This window comes from Catenibacterium sp. RTP21428st1_D7_RTP21428_210409 (genome assembly GCF_040227455.1).
In the GTDB taxonomy this organism is placed as follows: domain Bacteria; phylum Bacillota_I; class Bacilli_A; order Erysipelotrichales; family Coprobacillaceae; genus Catenibacterium; species Catenibacterium mitsuoka_A.
In genome coordinates this window covers 1-17,498 of record NZ_JBEHVX010000047.1, presented here as the reverse complement: position 1 = coordinate 17,498, position 17,498 = coordinate 1, and the positions used below count along the sequence as shown (strand labels likewise).

General features: G+C 34.0%; 16 protein-coding genes and 1 tRNA gene. 14 read left to right on the top strand and 3 right to left on the bottom strand.

Going from position 1 to position 17,498, the window contains the following annotated elements; all coding sequences use genetic code 11:
• Positions 1–109 precede the first annotated feature (109 nt).
• The gene (locus ABUA27_RS07870; RefSeq protein WP_287846222.1) at positions 110–1,063 is read right to left on the bottom strand and encodes an alpha/beta hydrolase; all 954 of its coding nucleotides are present in this window, start codon (positions 1,061–1,063) and stop codon (positions 110–112) included.
• A 310-nt stretch (positions 1,064–1,373) separates the two neighbouring features.
• Here ABUA27_RS07870 and ABUA27_RS07865 point away from each other — a divergent pair, with 310 nt between their 5' ends.
• The 4 genes from ABUA27_RS07865 to ABUA27_RS07845 all read left to right on the top strand — a co-directional run bounded on the left by ABUA27_RS07865 (position 1,374) and on the right by ABUA27_RS07845 (position 5,676).
• Entirely contained in the window at positions 1,374–2,999 is a 1,626-nt protein-coding gene (locus ABUA27_RS07865) for a SulP family inorganic anion transporter (RefSeq protein WP_129982319.1), read from the top strand.
• Between the two features lie 515 nt (positions 3,000–3,514).
• Positions 3,515–4,783: a galactokinase gene (locus ABUA27_RS07855; RefSeq protein WP_349820511.1), complete on the top strand. Its 1,269-nt coding sequence runs from the start codon at positions 3,515–3,517 to the stop codon at positions 4,781–4,783.
• A 76-nt stretch (positions 4,784–4,859) separates the two neighbouring features.
• Positions 4,860–5,546 (top strand): DUF134 domain-containing protein, encoded by a 687-nt coding sequence (locus ABUA27_RS07850; protein WP_129981783.1) that lies wholly within the window; start codon positions 4,860–4,862, stop codon positions 5,544–5,546.
• 46 nt (positions 5,547–5,592) lie between these two features.
• Positions 5,593–5,676, top strand: a tRNA-Leu gene (locus ABUA27_RS07845).
• 68 nt (positions 5,677–5,744) lie between these two features.
• Here the strand turns inward: ABUA27_RS07845 and ABUA27_RS07840 are convergent.
• Together ABUA27_RS07840 and asnB are read right to left on the bottom strand one after the other, a co-directional pair.
• On the bottom strand, positions 5,745–5,891 hold the full coding sequence (locus ABUA27_RS07840) for a hypothetical protein (protein ID WP_349820510.1): 147 nt from the start codon (positions 5,889–5,891) through the stop codon (positions 5,745–5,747).
• A 27-nt stretch (positions 5,892–5,918) separates the two neighbouring features.
• Positions 5,919–7,502, bottom strand: a complete 1,584-nt coding sequence (gene asnB, locus ABUA27_RS07835; RefSeq protein WP_349820509.1) for an asparagine synthase B — start codon at positions 7,500–7,502, stop codon at positions 5,919–5,921.
• Between the two features lie 458 nt (positions 7,503–7,960).
• Between asnB and ABUA27_RS07830 the strand changes: the two genes are divergently transcribed.
• The 10 genes from ABUA27_RS07830 to ftsX all read left to right on the top strand — a co-directional run bounded on the left by ABUA27_RS07830 (position 7,961) and on the right by ftsX (position 17,377).
• Positions 7,961–8,158, top strand: coding sequence for a type II toxin-antitoxin system HicA family toxin (locus ABUA27_RS07830; protein ID WP_303352919.1), 198 nt, complete (start codon positions 7,961–7,963; stop codon positions 8,156–8,158).
• A gap of 154 nt (positions 8,159–8,312) precedes the next feature.
• Positions 8,313–8,585 carry a hypothetical protein gene (locus tag ABUA27_RS07825; RefSeq protein ID WP_287968093.1) on the top strand — a complete coding sequence of 91 codons (273 nt, stop codon included), beginning with the start codon at positions 8,313–8,315 and terminating at the stop codon, positions 8,583–8,585.
• A 300-nt stretch (positions 8,586–8,885) separates the two neighbouring features.
• Positions 8,886–9,002: a putative holin-like toxin gene (locus tag ABUA27_RS07820; RefSeq protein WP_255452562.1), complete on the top strand. Its 117-nt coding sequence runs from the start codon at positions 8,886–8,888 to the stop codon at positions 9,000–9,002.
• A gap of 236 nt (positions 9,003–9,238) precedes the next feature.
• Positions 9,239–10,375, top strand: a complete 1,137-nt coding sequence (locus ABUA27_RS07815) for a DEAD/DEAH box helicase (RefSeq protein ID WP_287846237.1) — start codon at positions 9,239–9,241, stop codon at positions 10,373–10,375.
• Positions 10,376–10,596: 221 nt separating this feature from the next.
• Positions 10,597–11,007 (top strand): phosphoribosyltransferase, encoded by a 411-nt coding sequence (locus ABUA27_RS07810; protein ID WP_246784102.1) that lies wholly within the window; start codon positions 10,597–10,599, stop codon positions 11,005–11,007.
• Positions 11,008–11,073: 66 nt separating this feature from the next.
• On the top strand, positions 11,074–13,716 hold the full coding sequence (gene secA / locus ABUA27_RS07805) for a preprotein translocase subunit SecA (protein WP_129981787.1): 2,643 nt from the start codon (positions 11,074–11,076) through the stop codon (positions 13,714–13,716).
• Entirely contained in the window at positions 13,716–14,831 is a 1,116-nt protein-coding gene (prfB, locus tag ABUA27_RS07800; protein ID WP_287846239.1) for a peptide chain release factor 2, read from the top strand. The genes secA and prfB overlap by 1 nt, the downstream gene beginning before the upstream one ends.
• Positions 14,824–15,720 carry a YitT family protein gene (locus ABUA27_RS07795; RefSeq protein ID WP_129981789.1) on the top strand — a complete coding sequence of 299 codons (897 nt, stop codon included), beginning with the start codon at positions 14,824–14,826 and terminating at the stop codon, positions 15,718–15,720. Before prfB ends, ABUA27_RS07795 begins: the two co-directional genes overlap by 8 nt.
• Before the next feature lie 68 nt (positions 15,721–15,788).
• Entirely contained in the window at positions 15,789–16,481 is a 693-nt protein-coding gene (gene ftsE, locus ABUA27_RS07790; RefSeq protein ID WP_129981791.1) for a cell division ATP-binding protein FtsE, read from the top strand.
• A complete protein-coding gene (gene ftsX, locus ABUA27_RS07785) occupies positions 16,469–17,377 on the top strand; it encodes a permease-like cell division protein FtsX (RefSeq protein WP_022424418.1) in 909 nt (302 codons plus the stop codon). The genes ftsE and ftsX overlap by 13 nt, the downstream gene beginning before the upstream one ends.
• Positions 17,378–17,498: the final 121 nt, after the last annotated feature.

Sequence of the window (17,498 nt, the reverse complement as noted above, 5' to 3'; positions counted from 1 at the left end):
AGTTAAGCATCATAACGGCGACGATAGTGTGAAGACGCGACAATAGCAAGCTGCCAGGTCCTTTTTTTATGCCTTCCAACAGGAGGGCTTTTTTAGTACAAAAAAACATCTATCTTGCGATAGATGTCTTCTCATTAATAAACTTGAATACTTTATTCCAATAAGCGTATGGATTCATATATAAGCTATTGGCATGTGTTGCGCCTTTGACACCATATAATTCCTTCTCACAATTTGCAACCTTATATACTTCTAATCCCATAGAATAAGGGACAAAATCATCTTTTGTACCATGAATAAACATCATTGGTTTATTACATTTCTTGACCGCTTTTAGACTACTTGCTTTTTTAAAATCATAACCTGCTTCAATATTCGACATCATATTTGAAATATCCATCACTGGAAATGGTGGTAAACCAAATCTTTTATCTAATTCACTAGAGAATATATCATATACACTTGTATAACCACAATCTTCTATATAACCTACTACATTTTTTGGATGATCTCCTGACAACATCATTGTAGTAGCACCACCCATGGATACACCATGTACTATAATCTTTGCTTTTGGATCTTTATTCAAAATCCAATTAATCCAAAGCTTCATATCATTCTTATCAAGATACCCCATTCCAATATGATTCCCTTCACTCTTACCAGAAGCACGATCATCAGGTAATAATACATTATAACCATGATCATAATAAGTACGTCCAAAAGGCATCATATTTCTGTTGTCCACCTTATAACCATGAATAACGAGAGCCCATTTATGTGAGTCTTGTGTTTTATAGTTACCAGATAGTTTTAACTTATCCTTACTTGTAATTGATGTTAAGGATGTTTCCTTATAGAAAGCATCTGCTTTCTTCATCTCATCCTCTTTATTCTTATTCATAATCAATTCATTACTATTTGAGGCATGTACAGTTGTCTTCACATTTCTTTCGCTAGAATTACTTGCAGGAGACAAAGCATAATTCACAAAATAATGACCTACTCCAATACTTCCACAAAGTAATATCAATACAATTAATCCTATAATCTTTTTCTTCATATATTCACCCCAGAATGTATTGTATACTAATATTGGTTTGAAGTTAATAGTTTTAATATCAAAGAATTAAAAAAGCATACAAATATATAGATTATGTAAAAGTTATTTGAATACCCATATTCCACAGGCAATTATCAAAATATGAAATGACAGTTTCAATTATGTTGGCATTTATATATAAAAAATGATTTCAATAATTGGATTTACCTGTTGATTATGGGTAATTAAAAAAAGTTATATTTTTTCTAAACTTTCTTAGAATTCTATGTTATATTGAATCAGTAATTTTTAGAAAGGAACAGGGGAGTAAGTGTTAAACAATTACATATTAAGATTAAAAAGTGAGTTTAAGGGGTATAACTCACAAAAGTTAGTAAAAGATATACTTGCAGGCTTAACAGTTGCGGCAGTGGCTTTACCACTTGCTTTAGCTTTTGGTGTAAGTAGTGGAGCTGATGCAGGTGCAGGCTTAATCACAGCTATTGTGGCAGGCTTATTAATTGGAGGACTGTCTGGTGCTTCTTATCAGATTTCGGGCCCTACAGGGGCTATGTCAGCCATTTTGATTGGTTTATCAACTACATATGGTTTACAGGGAGTATTTGTAGCCAGCTTTATTTCTGGTGTGATGTTACTTATTGCATCACTATTTAAATTTGGGAAGGTTGTATCTTTTATCCCAAGTAGTGTTATTACAGGCTTTACAAGTGGTATTGCGATTATTATTGCGACAGGACAAATTGATAACTTCTTTGGAGTCACTTCTAAAGGAGGCAATACAATTGAAAAGCTCTTCTCTTATTCTAAATTAGGTTTTCCTATCAATAAGTATGCTTTAATGTTTGGTTTACTTGTTGTCTTTATTATGTTGATCTGGCCTAAGAAATGGGGAAGTATCTTCCCATCATCTCTTGCGGGGATCATTATCGCATTAATTGTGAATTTAGTAGGTCACTTTGATGTCACAGTTGTAGGTAAGATTCCTACTACATTATTTCCAGATGCAAGACTATCTATCTTAAGTCTCAATCTTACTACTATTACACATCTCATTATTCCAGCTTTTAGTATTGCGATGCTTGGAATGATTGAATCATTACTATGTGGTGCAAGTGCTGGTAAGATGAAAAATGAAAAGTTAGATGCAGATATGGAATTATTTGCGCAAGGTGTAGGTAATATGGTTATTCCATTCTTTGGTGGTGTACCAGCAACTGCCGCAATTGCGCGTACAAGTGTTGCAATCAAGGCAGGAGGACAGACAAGACTTGTTAGTATCTTCCATGCGATTGCGTTACTTATCTCTATGTTTGTATTAGGTCCATTCATGTCACAGATCCCTTTATCGGCTTTAGCTGGAGTACTGATCATGACTGCATGGCGTATGAATGAATGGGATGAAATTAAATCAATCTTTAGAAACCGTATTAAAACAAGTATGACACAGTTCTTAGTCACTATGCTTGCAACAGTAGTCTTTGACTTAACAGTCGCAATTGTATTAGGTATCTGTGTTTCAATGTTCTTATTTGTGATCAATAACTCTTCATTACATGTAGAAACGAGTGCCATTGAACCGCATAGATTAGACAAAGAAATCAATTATAACCATTCTACAACTCAGGTAGTCTATTTAGCAGGACCACTATTCTTTGGAAACCAGGATCAACTCTTATCAAAAGTAAGAGAACTTATTGATGGATGTGATCATCTTATTCTCTCAGTAAGAGGTGTACCATCTATTGATGATTCAGGTATTCATGAATTAATGGATGTTGTAGAACTATGTCGTGCACATAACGTAAAGCTCTATTTCACAGGTGTACAAAATAATGTCATGAGACAATTAAGAAGACATCACTTTGATACATATGTCGGTGAAGAATCATTCTATTGGGATGTTATTAAGGTTATAGAAATGTTGGAAGAAAAGTAGGGAAACCTACTTTTTCTCATATGTGGGCACCTATTGATTTAGTCACTGGAGAGATGAAAAAACGCCAATGTAGACATGGATGATCAAGGACAAGGTACATTAAAACGTACTAAGAAGAAATCATATAACTGGATGAAGCATATCATTGAAACAAATGGTGCTGCATTAGAAGAGAATGGTTATTAATTCACTATTCTTTTTTTGTATCCGTTTTCATATAATGACAAAGTCACTACAAAGCGCTTATGGTCTTCGTGAACAAGTAAGGTTATTTAACGCCTAAAATTAGGCACTATAGTATCACGATTTACATATATTTTAAAAAGATATGATATATACTAAAGAAAACGAATTATTCACACTTATGCACATTATGCACAAAATAGAATAAAAAAACGAACAAAGTGTTTATGTAATTTTGATGTAAAATATACCATGAAACATTGTAATCAAACAAATACATGATAAAATAAGAATGCAACCGTTTACAAGAAAAAAAGGGGGGGGATTACACTATGAAAGCATCTGAAGTACTACAAAGACTTTCTAGTGGTGAAATGATTCCTCTATTAAGAGGAATTTACTCAGAAAATATAGATGAGCAGGTATTAAGATATAAAGAAGCTATACAATCCTTTATGGATTATTATGGAGATCAGGATATTATGATATTTAGTGTTCCTGGTAAATGTGAAATAGGTGGGAATCATACCGATCACCAGCAAGGACGTGTTCTTGCATCCGCTATTCAATTAGATTCTATTGGTATAGTAGGCAAACAGGATCGTTATGTGAAGGTTATTTATAATGAACTTAATATTAATGAAATAGATACAGAAAATATAAAATATAATGAAGCCAAGAAAGGCACAATGGAATCATTGATCAATGGTGTATTATTTGGTTTAAACCAGAAGAATTATCATATAGGTGGTTTTAATGCTTATATTCAATGTGATATTCCTAGAAAGGTAGGTTTAGGTTCTAGTGCTAATTTTAATATTATGATTGGTACCATTATTAACTATTTATATAATGAAGGAAAAATTGAAAATAAATATCTTGTCCAGATTGGTCGTTTTGCGACAAATATATTTTATTGTAAGCCAAGTGGTTTAATGAATGAATGTGTCTGCTGCGTAGGTGGATTTATTAAAGTGGATTTTAGGGATCCTAATTCACCTGATATTTATAAGTTGAATACTGATTTTTCAAATTTTGATTATACTCTATGTTGTGTGAATTCTAATGTGTGTAGATCGGATAATACAATTGATTATGATGCTATTCCGAAAGAAATGATCAAGGTGGCTAACTTCTTTAAGAAAGATGTCTTAAGAGATGTTTCTTATGATGAGTTCATGAAGAACTACCGTATAGTAAGAGCAAGAGTAGGGGATCGTCCAGCACTTCGAGCACTTCATTTCTTTAAAGAAGAAGATCGTGTCTTAAAGCAGACAGAAGTACTTGAAAAGGGAGATTTTGATACTTTCTTAAAACTAGTAAGAGAATCTGGAGACTCTACATTTAAAGCACTACAGAATATTTATCCACAGGAAAGTACACGTCATCAAAATATTGGTACAGCTATTGTATTAAGTGAAAACTTTTTAGGTGAAGATGGTGTTGTGAAAGTGAATGGTGGAGGATTCTCAAGTACTATGCTTGCCTTTGTGAAAACAAATAGAATTAATGATTATGCATCGTATGTGGATTCTATATTTGGTAAGGGTTCTTGTTATATTATTCATACAAGAGAACAAGGCGCAATAAGATTACTCTAAAGCAGTGAAAACTGCTTTTTTTTATAATTCTTTGTGCTATAATATTATCGACATATGTCAGTAACTGGAGGAACGTATGGCTAGACCAAAGAGATCAAGGACAATTACAGGATTTCCTGAATACAATATGTTTGTACCTGATGGTATACCTCAAAGAGGCTATATAGAGCTTGAATTAGATGAATTTGAGGTCATCCGTCTTATAGACTATAAGTCCTATACACACGCCAAATGCGCTGATAAGATGAATATATCACGTACTACAGTCACTGAAATATATGCCAGAGCAAGAAAAAAGATAGCACGCAGTATTATGGAAGGCTATCCTTTAAGAATTGAAGGCAATGAATGTATAAAGAAAACAGGTTATCCTGTTTTAAAAGTAAAAGGAGAACATATTATGAGAATTGCGGTAACTTATGAAAACGAAACAGTTTTTCCACACTTTGGGAAAACTTCACAATTTAAATTATATGATGTAGAAAACAATGAAATCAAAGAATCACAGGTCGTTGGTACAGAAGGATTAGGCCATGGTGCTCTAGCAATCTTATTATCTAACTTAAATGTAGATGTATTGATCTGTGGCGGTATTGGCAGAGGTGCTATTATGGCTTTAAGTGGGTCTAATATTAATGTCGTAGGTGGAGTGACAGGTGATTGTGATACTGCAGTAAAATCTTATTTAGATGGTACACTAGTTCCTGAGTCAGAACCTACTTGTGGATGCAGTCATGATAGCTGTGAATGCCATGATGAATAATATTTGACAAACAAATAAAACGAGAATAAAATCAAAACTGTTGAATGCTCGGATGGTGGAATGGTAGACACGCCAGTTTCAGGTACTGGTGGTTTATGCCGTGTGGGTTCAAGTCCCATTCCGAGCACCAATAGTAGTTAACGTGGGAAACCACGTTTTTTTATGCATTAAAAAAAGACTATGAATAACTCATAGCCTCTATATAATGATTTCCAAAAATCCTAATGCAAGGAAAATAAGAACGAGATAAATCACAACTTTTAAACTCCATTTAAATACATAGAACATCACAATAAATGGAAGAAATGCAAGAAAGAACACCGCAGATAATAATGTACCTAACATAATCATCACCTCATTCTTATTATAATATTATTTTCCAGAATCTCCATAGTTTTTAAGTACTCTGGCACTTGGGTCATTCACATCACAGTTTTCCCATGTCTTATTAGGCATCCAGAAGTCTTTGATCCATTTAGCTTTTCCTGGATAATAAGATTCAAAGATATCACGATATAATAATGATTCTTTAGTAAATGGTGTACAGTAAGGATACTTCTCTTTAGCGTTTACTACATCTTCATCTGTATATAATGAATCAGCATACTCTTTTAAGTAATCTACCATAGAATGTCCTACTGCATCAGAGAATGCAGCTTTTTCTCTAAATAAGATATCATGAGGAAGATAGTTTAAACCTTCAAAAGCATGTCTTAATAGATATTTACCTTTGTTGTAAGTGTTCATTTTCTTCTTAGGATCAATACGCATAGTATAATCCACAAAATCAAGATCTGCGAAAGGAACACGTCCTTCTAAGGCATTTGCACTAATACATCTATCTGCTCTTAATACATCATACATATATAATTCACGCATACGTTTTTGAGATTCCTTCTGGAATTCTTCAGGACTAGGTGCAAAGTCTGTATATTTATAACCAAATAATTCGTCACTGACTTCACCTGTTAGAATAACCTTTAAATCAGTATGTTCATGAATATATTTACAAAGAAGATACATACCAATACTTGCACGAATAGTCGTAATATCCCAAGTTTCTAATGTGCGAATGACTTCTCTTAAAGAACCTAATACATCTTCTTTAGTCATAATAACTTCTGTATGATCAGTACCTAAGAATTCAGCGACTTCTTTCGCATACTTTAAGTCAATAGGATCTGTTTCCATACCAATCGCAAATGTCTTAATAGGTGTATCAGTAATACGCTGACCAATCGCACATACTAATGATGAATCTAAACCACCAGATAATAAATAACCAACAGGGGCATCACTCTGTAGTCTCTTCTTAACGGATTCTATTAATTTAACACGTAGGTTCAAGGCGATTGTTTCTACATCATCATTATGCATTAATTTCACATCAGCCACATCATTGAAGCATACAAACTTTTCACCATCATAATAATGTCCTGGTGGGAAAGGCATAATTTCTTTACAGACAGGCATTAAAGCTTTGGCTTCAGAACCAAATGCGATAGTGCCTTTTTCAGTATATCCATAAAACATTGGACGAATACCAATTGGATCTCTAGCAGCCATCATCTTATCAGCGTTTGCATCATATAAACAGAATGCATATTCACCATCTAAATATCTTACAAGTGTATCTAAACCATATTTTCTATATAAAGGAATTAATACTTCACAGTCACTAGAAGACTTAAAAGTATATTCATCCATAATATTCTTCTTTAATTCTGGGTAGTTATAGATTTCTCCATTACATACTACAATTGTATGATCATCAGAAAATGGCTGCATACCATTTTCACTTAAATCCATAATAGCTAATCTATTGAAACCAAAAGTCTTATCAAATAATCTAGAAGTCTCAATCATATCAGGACCTCTACCTTCAATCTTTCCTAAAGCTTCATCAAATACATCAATTTCTACTTCTGTAGAACCCATTGTTAGAAAACCACACATTTACATCTTCCTCCTATACTTGAGTCAAAAAAAACTCGCTTTGTGGTGCGAGTATCTTACTAAGTCGTTGAGTCTATAACTAAGTACAGACATACTTCAAAGAGCATGCGATACCCGCCAGCGGTAACGTCGCTGAAAGAACGTTCTAGCCTACTTGCATTATGCTTTGGGTAGACAGCTCAGAGGTGTTCTTCATCTATCACTTAACTGTAAGTCTTCCACCAATCACTTACTCGCTAGAGTCTCTGTCATAGATTACTCTCCTCGTCTTCGCCTTTGTTGGGTCTAAGTATAGTACAAACATTTAGTCAATGCAATAATAAATTATTATAAAAACATTAAAAAATAATTATAATTTAGCATTTACAGTAAATTGTGATTAATTATGTCGTTATATGAAAAATAATCGTTTGATATTATAAGTGTGGTAGAATAGAGATAGACAAGGAGGAAAGACCATGAAAGCAAGAACTTACTCGATCATAGAGTTCAAAAGAATACTAGAAAACAATGGTTATCATTTCCTTAGACATGCGAAAGGGGACCATTGTATTTACTCTAATGGTGAACGCACTATCACTATTAAGAGGACTCATGTGAATAAGATGATTGCCCGTAGACTTATTAGAGAATATGATTTGAAAGTAGAAGACTAACATCTTTATTCACAAAACTTGAGCATGAAAATAACAAACTATTGAAACAAGAGAAGGCGTAATGTAATGGTAAATATGGATTGCCAGATGGTACATTGCTTTAAATGAGAATATGTGACGAATATCATTATCAAATTGAAGGGAGTGGCTCAGTATGAAAAATGGTAATGTTCAGGAATTTGTAGATCATATACATTATGGTGATGAATCATGGTTCCTATATAATGGTACAAAATATTTTCTAGAAGGCTGGATAGAAAATGATATATTAGAGTTAGTGCTCTACGAAATGAAAGAAAACGGTAAAGACTATAAATGGAAAGGTGACAACAATAATTATCCTGTGGAAGATTTCTTATCAGATCGAATTTTTGATGGAAAGACTTTTTGGGAAATAGAAAATGATATTACGTGGGTTGATTGTTAATTCTTTGTTTAAAACAACAAATTAATGCTTCTTCTGCGTTTTAAAGACAATAAAAAAAATCGAAACAGCCTCTAAGCAAGTACAATAGCTTAGGGGTTGTTTTATGCTGTATTTCTACCAATAAATTGTGATTTATTATGAAATTGTGATAATTGATTACTTATCCAGGCAGATAGATTTCTATGATATAATTATGCCTGGAACAACCGTATACGGTAGGTGGTTATCCTTGGTCGTTATGACGAAGGTACGCAACCCTTCGTGATTCTTCTCTTAAGTTGAAAACGGAGGTGATGCCTGATGATAACGTATGAAATAATCATGATTATGTTAACGTGTTTGACACTGATCATATCTTTATTGACACTTGTTGTTAGATTACTTCTTATCATTATTGATAAGAACGAAAAAAAGTAACTACCTCGTTCCTAGGAAAAGTTTGAGGTAGTTACTTACCAAAAATAAATCCAAGGACAACCGCTTACTGGTTGTTCCATCTTTCGTTTCTATTATAGTTTACAACAAATTTAAAGTCAATATATGTGACTATGAGCGATGCTCATAGTTTTTTTTGAAAAAAATTTAACTTTTTTTGAGAAAAAAACCAGCTTCTAGATGTATAGGTTAGTAGAGGGCCAAAGGAGGTGGTGATTGTGAAGTGTCCTGTATGTGGCAATGAGGATGAAAACTACATTAGCTATATCAATAAGAGACCTTATTGTAGAAAGTGCATAGCATTTGGACGTACTTATTTAGATGAAGTTTATCCAATACACAAGACTCCTTTAATAATGACTGATGCGTCCTATCATCTTTCTTTTAGATTATCATCCCGCCAGCAGTTCATCTCTGATCAACTTATCACGAATTATGAGAATGCCACGAATTCTATTGTCCTTGCCGTATGTGGCTCTGGTAAAACAGAAATTTCTTATGCAATCATCAAGCATGTGATTGAAAATGGTGGACGAGTATGCTTCACAATCCCAAGAAGACAATTGTGTATAGAATTACATGAAAGAATTCAGAAGGATTTTCCTCACTTAACCATTGGTCTTCTATATGGGGGCTATCAAGAAAATAGTGATGCTCCCTTAATCATTTGTACAACTCATCAGCTCTATCGATTTGTATCTTCTCCTTTTGATTTAATTATTATGGATGAAGCAGATGCTTTTCCTTTTTATGGAGATGATGTATTGAACTCTATCTTTTATCATGCCTCTAAAAGGTATATTAAATTATCCGCTACATTACTTGAGGAAGATATTCATGATGAATGTGTCATGATCATGAATCGACGCTACCATGGTCATGATCTGCCTGTTCCTCATATTTATATCATTCCTCAATTTTTGTGGCTCATATCCTTGAAATATTGGATTAAGAAACTATTAGAAACACACCAGAAAGTACTCGTATATGTACCTAGGAAAAGTGATGCACAATACTATGCAGACTTATTAAAGGATACATATAAAGTACAGGGTGTAAGTTCTGAATCTCCATATTTAAATGAATATACAAAGGATTTTAAAGAAGGATTACTAGAAGTTTTAATCACCACAACGATATTAGAAAGAGGAATCACAATAGAAGATGTACAAGTGATTGTATTAGAAGCAGGAGATCGTATATTTGATGAAAGAACATTGATACAGATTGCGGGAAGAGTAGGAAGAAAAATAGGATATGAGGATGGAAGAATATTATTAATAGACAACCATTATTCAAAGGCGATGAAGGGATGTATAAAAACCATTCAGAAGCTCAACAGGATGTCTGTTTGATCTGTTTATCCTCTATATCTAAAACATCTTCTTTTCATCAACTATTTACGCATCACTGTATCTGTTCCTCCTGTTTATCTTTATTTCAGAGAATTGATATTAAGACAAACTTTCAAGGTTATCCGCTACGCATATTATATGCTTACAATGACTTCTTCCGTACCCTGCTTTTTCGTTATAAGGGACAATATGATTATGCCTTAAAGGATGCTTTCTTAGATATGTACAAAAGAGAACTACAAAGACGCTATAAGGATTATTTGATTGTTGTTGCGCCAAGTGCGTCAAAGGCTAATGTTGTGCGTGGTTTTGCCCCTAACCAAGCCATCGCAATGACAATTCACTCTCATGTTTTCAATGGACTCTATAAGAAGGTAGATTATAAACAAAGTGATCAGTCTTATACACAAAGAGCAGGGATACGTGATGTTATTGGTTTAAGAGGTGGTGCATTCCTTAAAAATAGGAAAATATTACTCTTAGATGATGTGATGACTTCTGGAGAAACAATCAAGACCTGTCTTGAATTAATTGAAAAAGAAAAACCTCAAAAAATCGAAATATTGATCCTCTCTATGAAAGAAAAATATCTTGTAAACTTGGGAATAATTAAACAAGCAAGGAGTATATAAAATCTTTTGTTTTTTGCGGTATGTATGATATAATGTATACGATTTTGTATTGAAAGGAGACACATCATGCCTAGTAAAAAACAAGAAATTAGAAAACAAGTTAAGAAAAAGTTGAAAAAGGAAGGAATGGAGCATCAGGAACTCAATCAAGAGGCTGAAATCGTTGATTTAGGTGATCATCGTGGTGATGATATCATTGTAGAATCATTTGACGATATTAAGACAGATGCAAAACCATTACCATTCTCTACAACACCTCAGAAAGAGAAAAAAGGAATAACTGGCCGTATTAAGAGTATTTTCTCACAGGACAGTTCAATTCTACGTAAATTAGAAAAACAGGCAGATGAAATTATTGCGATAGAACCTCAGGCTCAGGCGATGAGTGATGAAGAATTATGTGCTCAGACTCAGTTCTTTAAAGATCGTCTAGCAAAGGGTGAGACATTAGATGATATTTTACCAGAAGCATTTGCGGTTGTACGTGAAGCAGCTTATAGAGTACTAGGACTCAAAGCCTTCAAAGTACAGTTAATGGGTGCTATTTCACTTCATAATGGTGATATTGCAGAAATGAAAACAGGTGAAGGTAAAACTCTAACATCTATCTTCCCAGTTTATTTGAATGCCTTAGATGGTAAGGGTGTTCATGTCGTTACAGTTAACGAATATTTAGCACGTCGTGACTGTGAATTAAATGGACAGGTTTATAAGTTCTTAGGTTTGACTGTTGGTTTAAATGAAAGAGAACTAGATGCAGATGATAAGAGAAAACAGCATGCATGTGATATTACATATACTACAAATGCTGAATTAGGATTCGATTACTTACGTGATAACATGGTAACTAACTATGAAGATAAAGTACTTCGTCCATTACATTATGCATTAGTCGATGAAGTAGACTCTATCTTAATCGATGAATCACGTACTCCATTAATTATTAGTGGTGGTAAGAAGAAGACTGCTTCTATGTATATATCTGCTGACCACTTTGCGAAGAGCTTAAAGAATGAAAAGGATTATCAGGTAGATGTAGAAAGTAAGACATGTACATTAACACCTGATGGTATTGCGAAAGCAGAAAAGGCATTTAATGTAGAAAACCTATATGATCCACAAAATACTGCATTAGTACACTATATCAACCAGGCACTTAAAGCAAACTATACAATGACTAAGGACATTGAATACATGATTGCGACTGAAGATGGCAGCCATGATATTAGAAATGCTTCTATTATGATCATTGACCAGTTTACTGGACGTGTTATGCCAGGTCGTGCTTATTCTGATGGTTTACATCAGGCTATTGAAGCAAAAGAAGGTGTACCAATCAAAGAAGAAACTGTTACACTTGCCACAATTACTTATCAGAACTTCTTCAGATTATTTGATAAACTAGCTGGTATGACAGGTACTGCAAAGACTGAAGAAGAAGAATTCCGTCAGATCTATAACATGCGTGTTGTAGTTATTCCTACAAACAAGCCTGTTATTCGTGATGATAAACCAGATTTAGTATTCTCAAGCAAGAAAGCTAAATATGCAGCTATTATTAGAGAAGTAGAAATGCGCCATGCTTATGGTCAGCCAATCCTTCTTGGTACAGTGGCTGTAGAAACATCTGAAATCTTATCTAAGATGTTAAGCGCAAAAGGTATTAAGCATAATACATTAAACGCTAAAAACCATGCTAAAGAAGCTGCTATTATCGCTAAGGCTGGTGTGAAGGGTGCTGTTACAATCGCTACTAACATGGCTGGTCGTGGTACTGATATCAAGCTTGGTGAAGGTGTAGCTGAAATTGGTGGTTTAATGGTTATTGGTTCTGAACGTCATGAATCTAGACGTATCGATAACCAGTTAAGAGGACGTTCTGGTCGTCAGGGTGACCCAGGATGTTCACAGTTCTTTGTATCATTTGAAGATGAATTGATGCAGAGATTCGCAAGTGAAAAGATTAAAGCTCTCACTGATTCATTCATGGATGATGAAGCCATTGAATCTAAGATGATTACTAAGTCTATTGAAACTGCTCAGAAGCGTGTAGAAGGTCAGAACTTCGATATGCGTAAGCAGCTACTAGAATATGATGATATTATGCGTCAGCAGCGTGAAATCATGTATAAAGAAAGAGATGATATCATGCGTTCTAAAGACTTATCAGAAATCATCAAGGGTGAATTCTTAACAGCTATCGAACTAGATATGCCTAAGTTCACTAATAATGAAGGTAAGAAGCCAGTTGTAGATATTGAAAAATTCTTAAACTACGTTGGTAAGAACTACATGTTATTAAGTGAATTAGTAGCTAAGAATCCAGACAAAGCAGTGAATGATCCTCAGAAGGTCATTGATGCAGTCAGTGAAGTTGTATTCATGAGCTATGAAAACAGATTCAATAAGGATCTAGAAGATTCAGTAAAACTTGATTATGAACGTCGTGTTCTTTTAGGTATCATTGACCATACATGGATCAATCATATTGATGCAATGCAGAAACTTAGAAATGGTATCTACTTAAGAGCTTATGCACAGCGTGATCCTCTTCAGGAATATACAGAAGAAGGTTTCTATATGTTCGAAGAGATGACAAAATCTATTTCTCAGGAAATTGCTCGTAATATTGTCCATATGGGTATCCGTCCTGGTACAGAAGCAGAAATGAACATTCCAGAAATCAAGGTTGAACTTGAATTTAAATAATGGAATTATATGAAATCAAAAACGGGCTGGAAGATGCCCGTTTATTATTAGACCAATTATATGTTTCTGCAAATATTGAAGTACTAAAAAGAGAAATAGAAGGACTAACTGTACAGACAATGGACGAACATTTCTGGGATGATCAGGCACATGCGACTAAAGTATATGCTCATCTGAATGAAATGAAGAAAGTGGCTGATACAGATGATTCTTTAGAAGCAAGCTATAAAGAACTTGTTGAAGTATATGAATATGTCAAGGATACTGAAGATCCTGACTTTATGGCTTCTTTAGAAGAAGATTATATTAAATTCCAAAAGAATCTCGATGAATTTGAAAAGACATTATTATTTGATCAAGAATATGATCATTCTAATGCGATTGTAGAAATTCATCCAGGAGCTGGAGGAACTGAATCTCAGGACTGGGCTGAGATGCTTATGCGTATGTATATACGTTATGGCGAAAAGAAAGGATGGAAGGTTGACGTTGATGATTATCTTGCAGGTGATGAAGCAGGATTAAAATCATGTTCTATCCGTTTTACTGGTTATAATGCGTATGGTCATCTAAGAGCAGAGAAGGGTGTTCATCGACTTGTACGTATTTCACCGTTTGATTCATCAAAAAGAAGACATACATCATTTGCGTCTGTAGAAGTTTCACCTGAATTAGATGATGATATTGAGATTATGATTGATCCAAAGGATCTGCGTATTGATACATATCGTGCATCCGGTGCTGGAGGACAGCATATTAATAAAACTGATTCAGCAGTTCGTATTACGCATATTCCTACGAATACAGTTGTTTCTTGTCAGTCACAGCGTTCTCAGTTACAGAACAGAGAACAGGCCATGTTGATGTTAAAGAGTAAATTGTATTTATTGATGCAGGAAGCTCATGCTGAAAAACTATCTGAAATTCAAGGTGAAAAGAAGAATATTGAATGGGGATCTCAAATCCGTTCTTATGTTCTTCATCCTTATTCTATGGTCAAAGATAACCGTTCTGGTTATGAATCAAATGATCCAAAGAAAATATTAGATGGTGATCTTGATGATCTTATTTATGCTTATTTAAGATCTCAAGTTAAGGAGAAAAATAATGAGTAAAATACATTCTGCAAAGAAATTAGTGATTGATTTTATTTTAGTTATGCTAGGTAATGCCATTATGGCTTTAGGTACTGCAGGTTTTGCGGTACCAGCTAAGATTATTCTTGGTGGGGCATCAGGTCTTGCCCTTTCATTCCAGCATTATGTGTTCTATGTTCATTTATCAACACTTGTACTCGCCATTAACATAATCGCATTTGTTGTTGGCTATATTGTATTAGGGAAGAAGTTTGCAGTAGGAACACTCGTTTCTACATTCGCATTCCCATTCTTCCTTGCATTATTTGAAAAGAGTTACTGTTTGACACATTTAACTAAGGATACATTACTTGCAGCTGTTTATGCAGGATTCCTTATCGGGGTAGGTCTAGGACTTGTATTAAGACTTGGTTATAGTACAGGTGGTATGGATATTCCACCATTACTTGTGAATAAGTATACAGGTCTTTCTCTAGGATTATTAATTAATATATTTGATATTTTGATTCTACTTATTCAGATCCCATTTTCAAATGTTGAAGAAATCCTCTATGGTATTATTACTGTTGTGATGTCTACATATATTATTGATAAGATGATGTTACTTGGACAAAACAACATCCAGGTTATTGTTGTATCAGAACATTATGAAGAAATTGCTGAACGTTTAATGAAAGATGTGGATCGTGGTTGTACATTCTTAAATATCACAACTGGATTTATGAAGAATGATTCTAAGGCTGTTATGGTAGTCTTAAATAGACGTGAATATGCTGCATTCCATGATATTATTCAGGAAATGGATCCAGAAGCCTTTGAAATCACAAGTGAAGTTCATAGTGTAAACGGAAGAGGCTTTACATTACCTAACGTTAATCTTGACAGATGGTCTTCAAAAGAAATTTAAAATTAAGCATTACTTATTTTGAGTATGTGCTATAATGGGAAAACAAGGAGTGTGATGCTATGCAAGAAATGATTAAACTTGAAAACGTAACAAAAGTTTATAAAACTGGCGTACGTGCTGTAAATGATATGTCACTTACAATCGATGCTGGCGAATTTGTTTATGTCATTGGTCCAACTGGTGCTGGTAAATCTACATTTATCAAGCTTCTCTATCGTGAAGAAAAAGCAACAAGAGGTAAAGTTATTGTTGATGGAACCGATGTATCTCGTATTAAGAACTCTAAAGTCCCATATTTTAGACGCAGGATTGGAGTTGTATTCCAGAACTATCGTCTTCTACAAAAAAAGACAGTCTTTGAAAATGTCGCTTTTGCGCTAGAAGTAACTAATACACCAAAAACTGAAATCAGAAAAAAAGTTCGTAATGTACTAGAACTTGTAGGTCTAGAAGACAAAGCGAATTCGTTCCCACATGAATTATCGGGTGGGCAGCAGCAGCGTGTAGCGATTGCCCGTGCTATTGTTAATCAGCCTAAAGTATTAATTGCGGATGAACCAACAGGTAACCTAGATCCTGAAACATCTCAGGGAATCATTGAACTTCTAGAAAGAATCAATGATGTCCGTCAGACAACTGTACTTGTTGTCACACATGACCGTGAAATCGTTCAGAGAAATAAGAAGAGAACTATTCTTATTGAAGATGGTTGTGTCACAACAGATACAAGTTTAGGAGGTTATCAGTCATGGAATTCGTAGAAGAATTAAAGGCAATGCCTAAGCATTGTAAAACTGCTTTCCAGAATATCTGGAGAAACGGTGTAATGTCTATTTCATCTATCTTTGCAGTAACTATTACGTTAATATTGATTGGTGTTGTTTCGGTTATCGCAATCAATGTGAACCATATGACTGTGAATATTGAAAACAGCTTAAATATCTATGTTAAGGTTGATAGAGCAGCTACCGATGAACAAAGTAAAGCGGTAGGAGATGAAATCAATAAATTAACTGGTATTAAGAAAGTTAATTATTCAAGTAAAGATAAAGAATTAGACAAATTAATTGCATCTCAGGATAAGAATTCAAAACAGTTATTTGAAAACTATCGTAATGATAATCCTCTTGGTGATGCATATATTGTAGAAGTCAAGAATGCAAAGAATCTTGATAAGATTGCGAAGAAGATTGGTGATATTCCTTGTGTGAAAGAAGTGACTTATGGTGGATCTTCTACAAATAAATTAGTGGATATCCTTGAATCTGTGCGTAATGGTGGAGCTATTTTTGTAGTGGCATTAATCGTAGTCGCATTATTTATGATTGCGAATACTATAAAAATCACTATTACATCTCGATCAACAGAAATCTCAATCATGAGAATGGTCGGTGCTTCTAACTGGTATATCCGTATTCCATTTATGTTAGAAGGTATCTTTATTGGACTTATTGGTTCTATTGTGCCATTGTTGATATTAGTATATGGTTATAAATTTGCTTATGTGACAATGACATCAATGATGTCATCTAACTTGATCACATTTATGTCACCATATCCATTAGTATGGCAATTAGGTGCTCTGCTTGCACTACTTGGTGCTGTTGTAGGATTAATTGGTTCATTTTTCTCAGTACGTAAATTCTTGAAATTATAACTGCACATATGTGCAGTTTTTTTGTAGAATAATAGTGAGGTGATAAGTGTGAAACAAAAATCAATCAAAACGTATAAAAAAAGACAAACTTAAAAATAAGTTTGAATAATTTAGAAAAAAT

Coding starts and splice junctions, on each gene's coding strand:
- ftsE (WP_129981791.1), top strand. CDS start 15,789: ATGATTAAACTTGAAAACGTAACAAAAGTTTATAAAACTGGCGTACGT.
- ABUA27_RS07820 (WP_255452562.1), top strand. CDS start 8,886: ATGATAACGTATGAAATAATCATGATTATGTTAACGTGTTTGACACTG.
- ABUA27_RS07825 (WP_287968093.1), top strand. CDS start 8,313: ATGAAAAATGGTAATGTTCAGGAATTTGTAGATCATATACATTATGGT.
- ABUA27_RS07830 (WP_303352919.1), top strand. CDS start 7,961: ATGAAAGCAAGAACTTACTCGATCATAGAGTTCAAAAGAATACTAGAA.
- ABUA27_RS07855 (WP_349820511.1), top strand. CDS start 3,515: ATGAAAGCATCTGAAGTACTACAAAGACTTTCTAGTGGTGAAATGATT.
- secA (WP_129981787.1), top strand. CDS start 11,074: ATGCCTAGTAAAAAACAAGAAATTAGAAAACAAGTTAAGAAAAAGTTG.
- prfB (WP_287846239.1), top strand. CDS start 13,716: ATGGAATTATATGAAATCAAAAACGGGCTGGAAGATGCCCGTTTATTA.
- ABUA27_RS07850 (WP_129981783.1), top strand. CDS start 4,860: ATGGCTAGACCAAAGAGATCAAGGACAATTACAGGATTTCCTGAATAC.
- ABUA27_RS07870 (WP_287846222.1), bottom strand. CDS start 1,063: ATGAAGAAAAAGATTATAGGATTAATTGTATTGATATTACTTTGTGGA.
- ftsX (WP_022424418.1), top strand. CDS start 16,469: ATGGAATTCGTAGAAGAATTAAAGGCAATGCCTAAGCATTGTAAAACT.
- ABUA27_RS07795 (WP_129981789.1), top strand. CDS start 14,824: ATGAGTAAAATACATTCTGCAAAGAAATTAGTGATTGATTTTATTTTA.
- asnB (WP_349820509.1), bottom strand. CDS start 7,502: ATGTGTGGTTTTCTAACAATGGGTTCTACAGAAGTAGAAATTGATGTA.
- ABUA27_RS07810 (WP_246784102.1), top strand. CDS start 10,597: ATGTACAAAAGAGAACTACAAAGACGCTATAAGGATTATTTGATTGTT.
- ABUA27_RS07840 (WP_349820510.1), bottom strand. CDS start 5,891: ATGTTAGGTACATTATTATCTGCGGTGTTCTTTCTTGCATTTCTTCCA.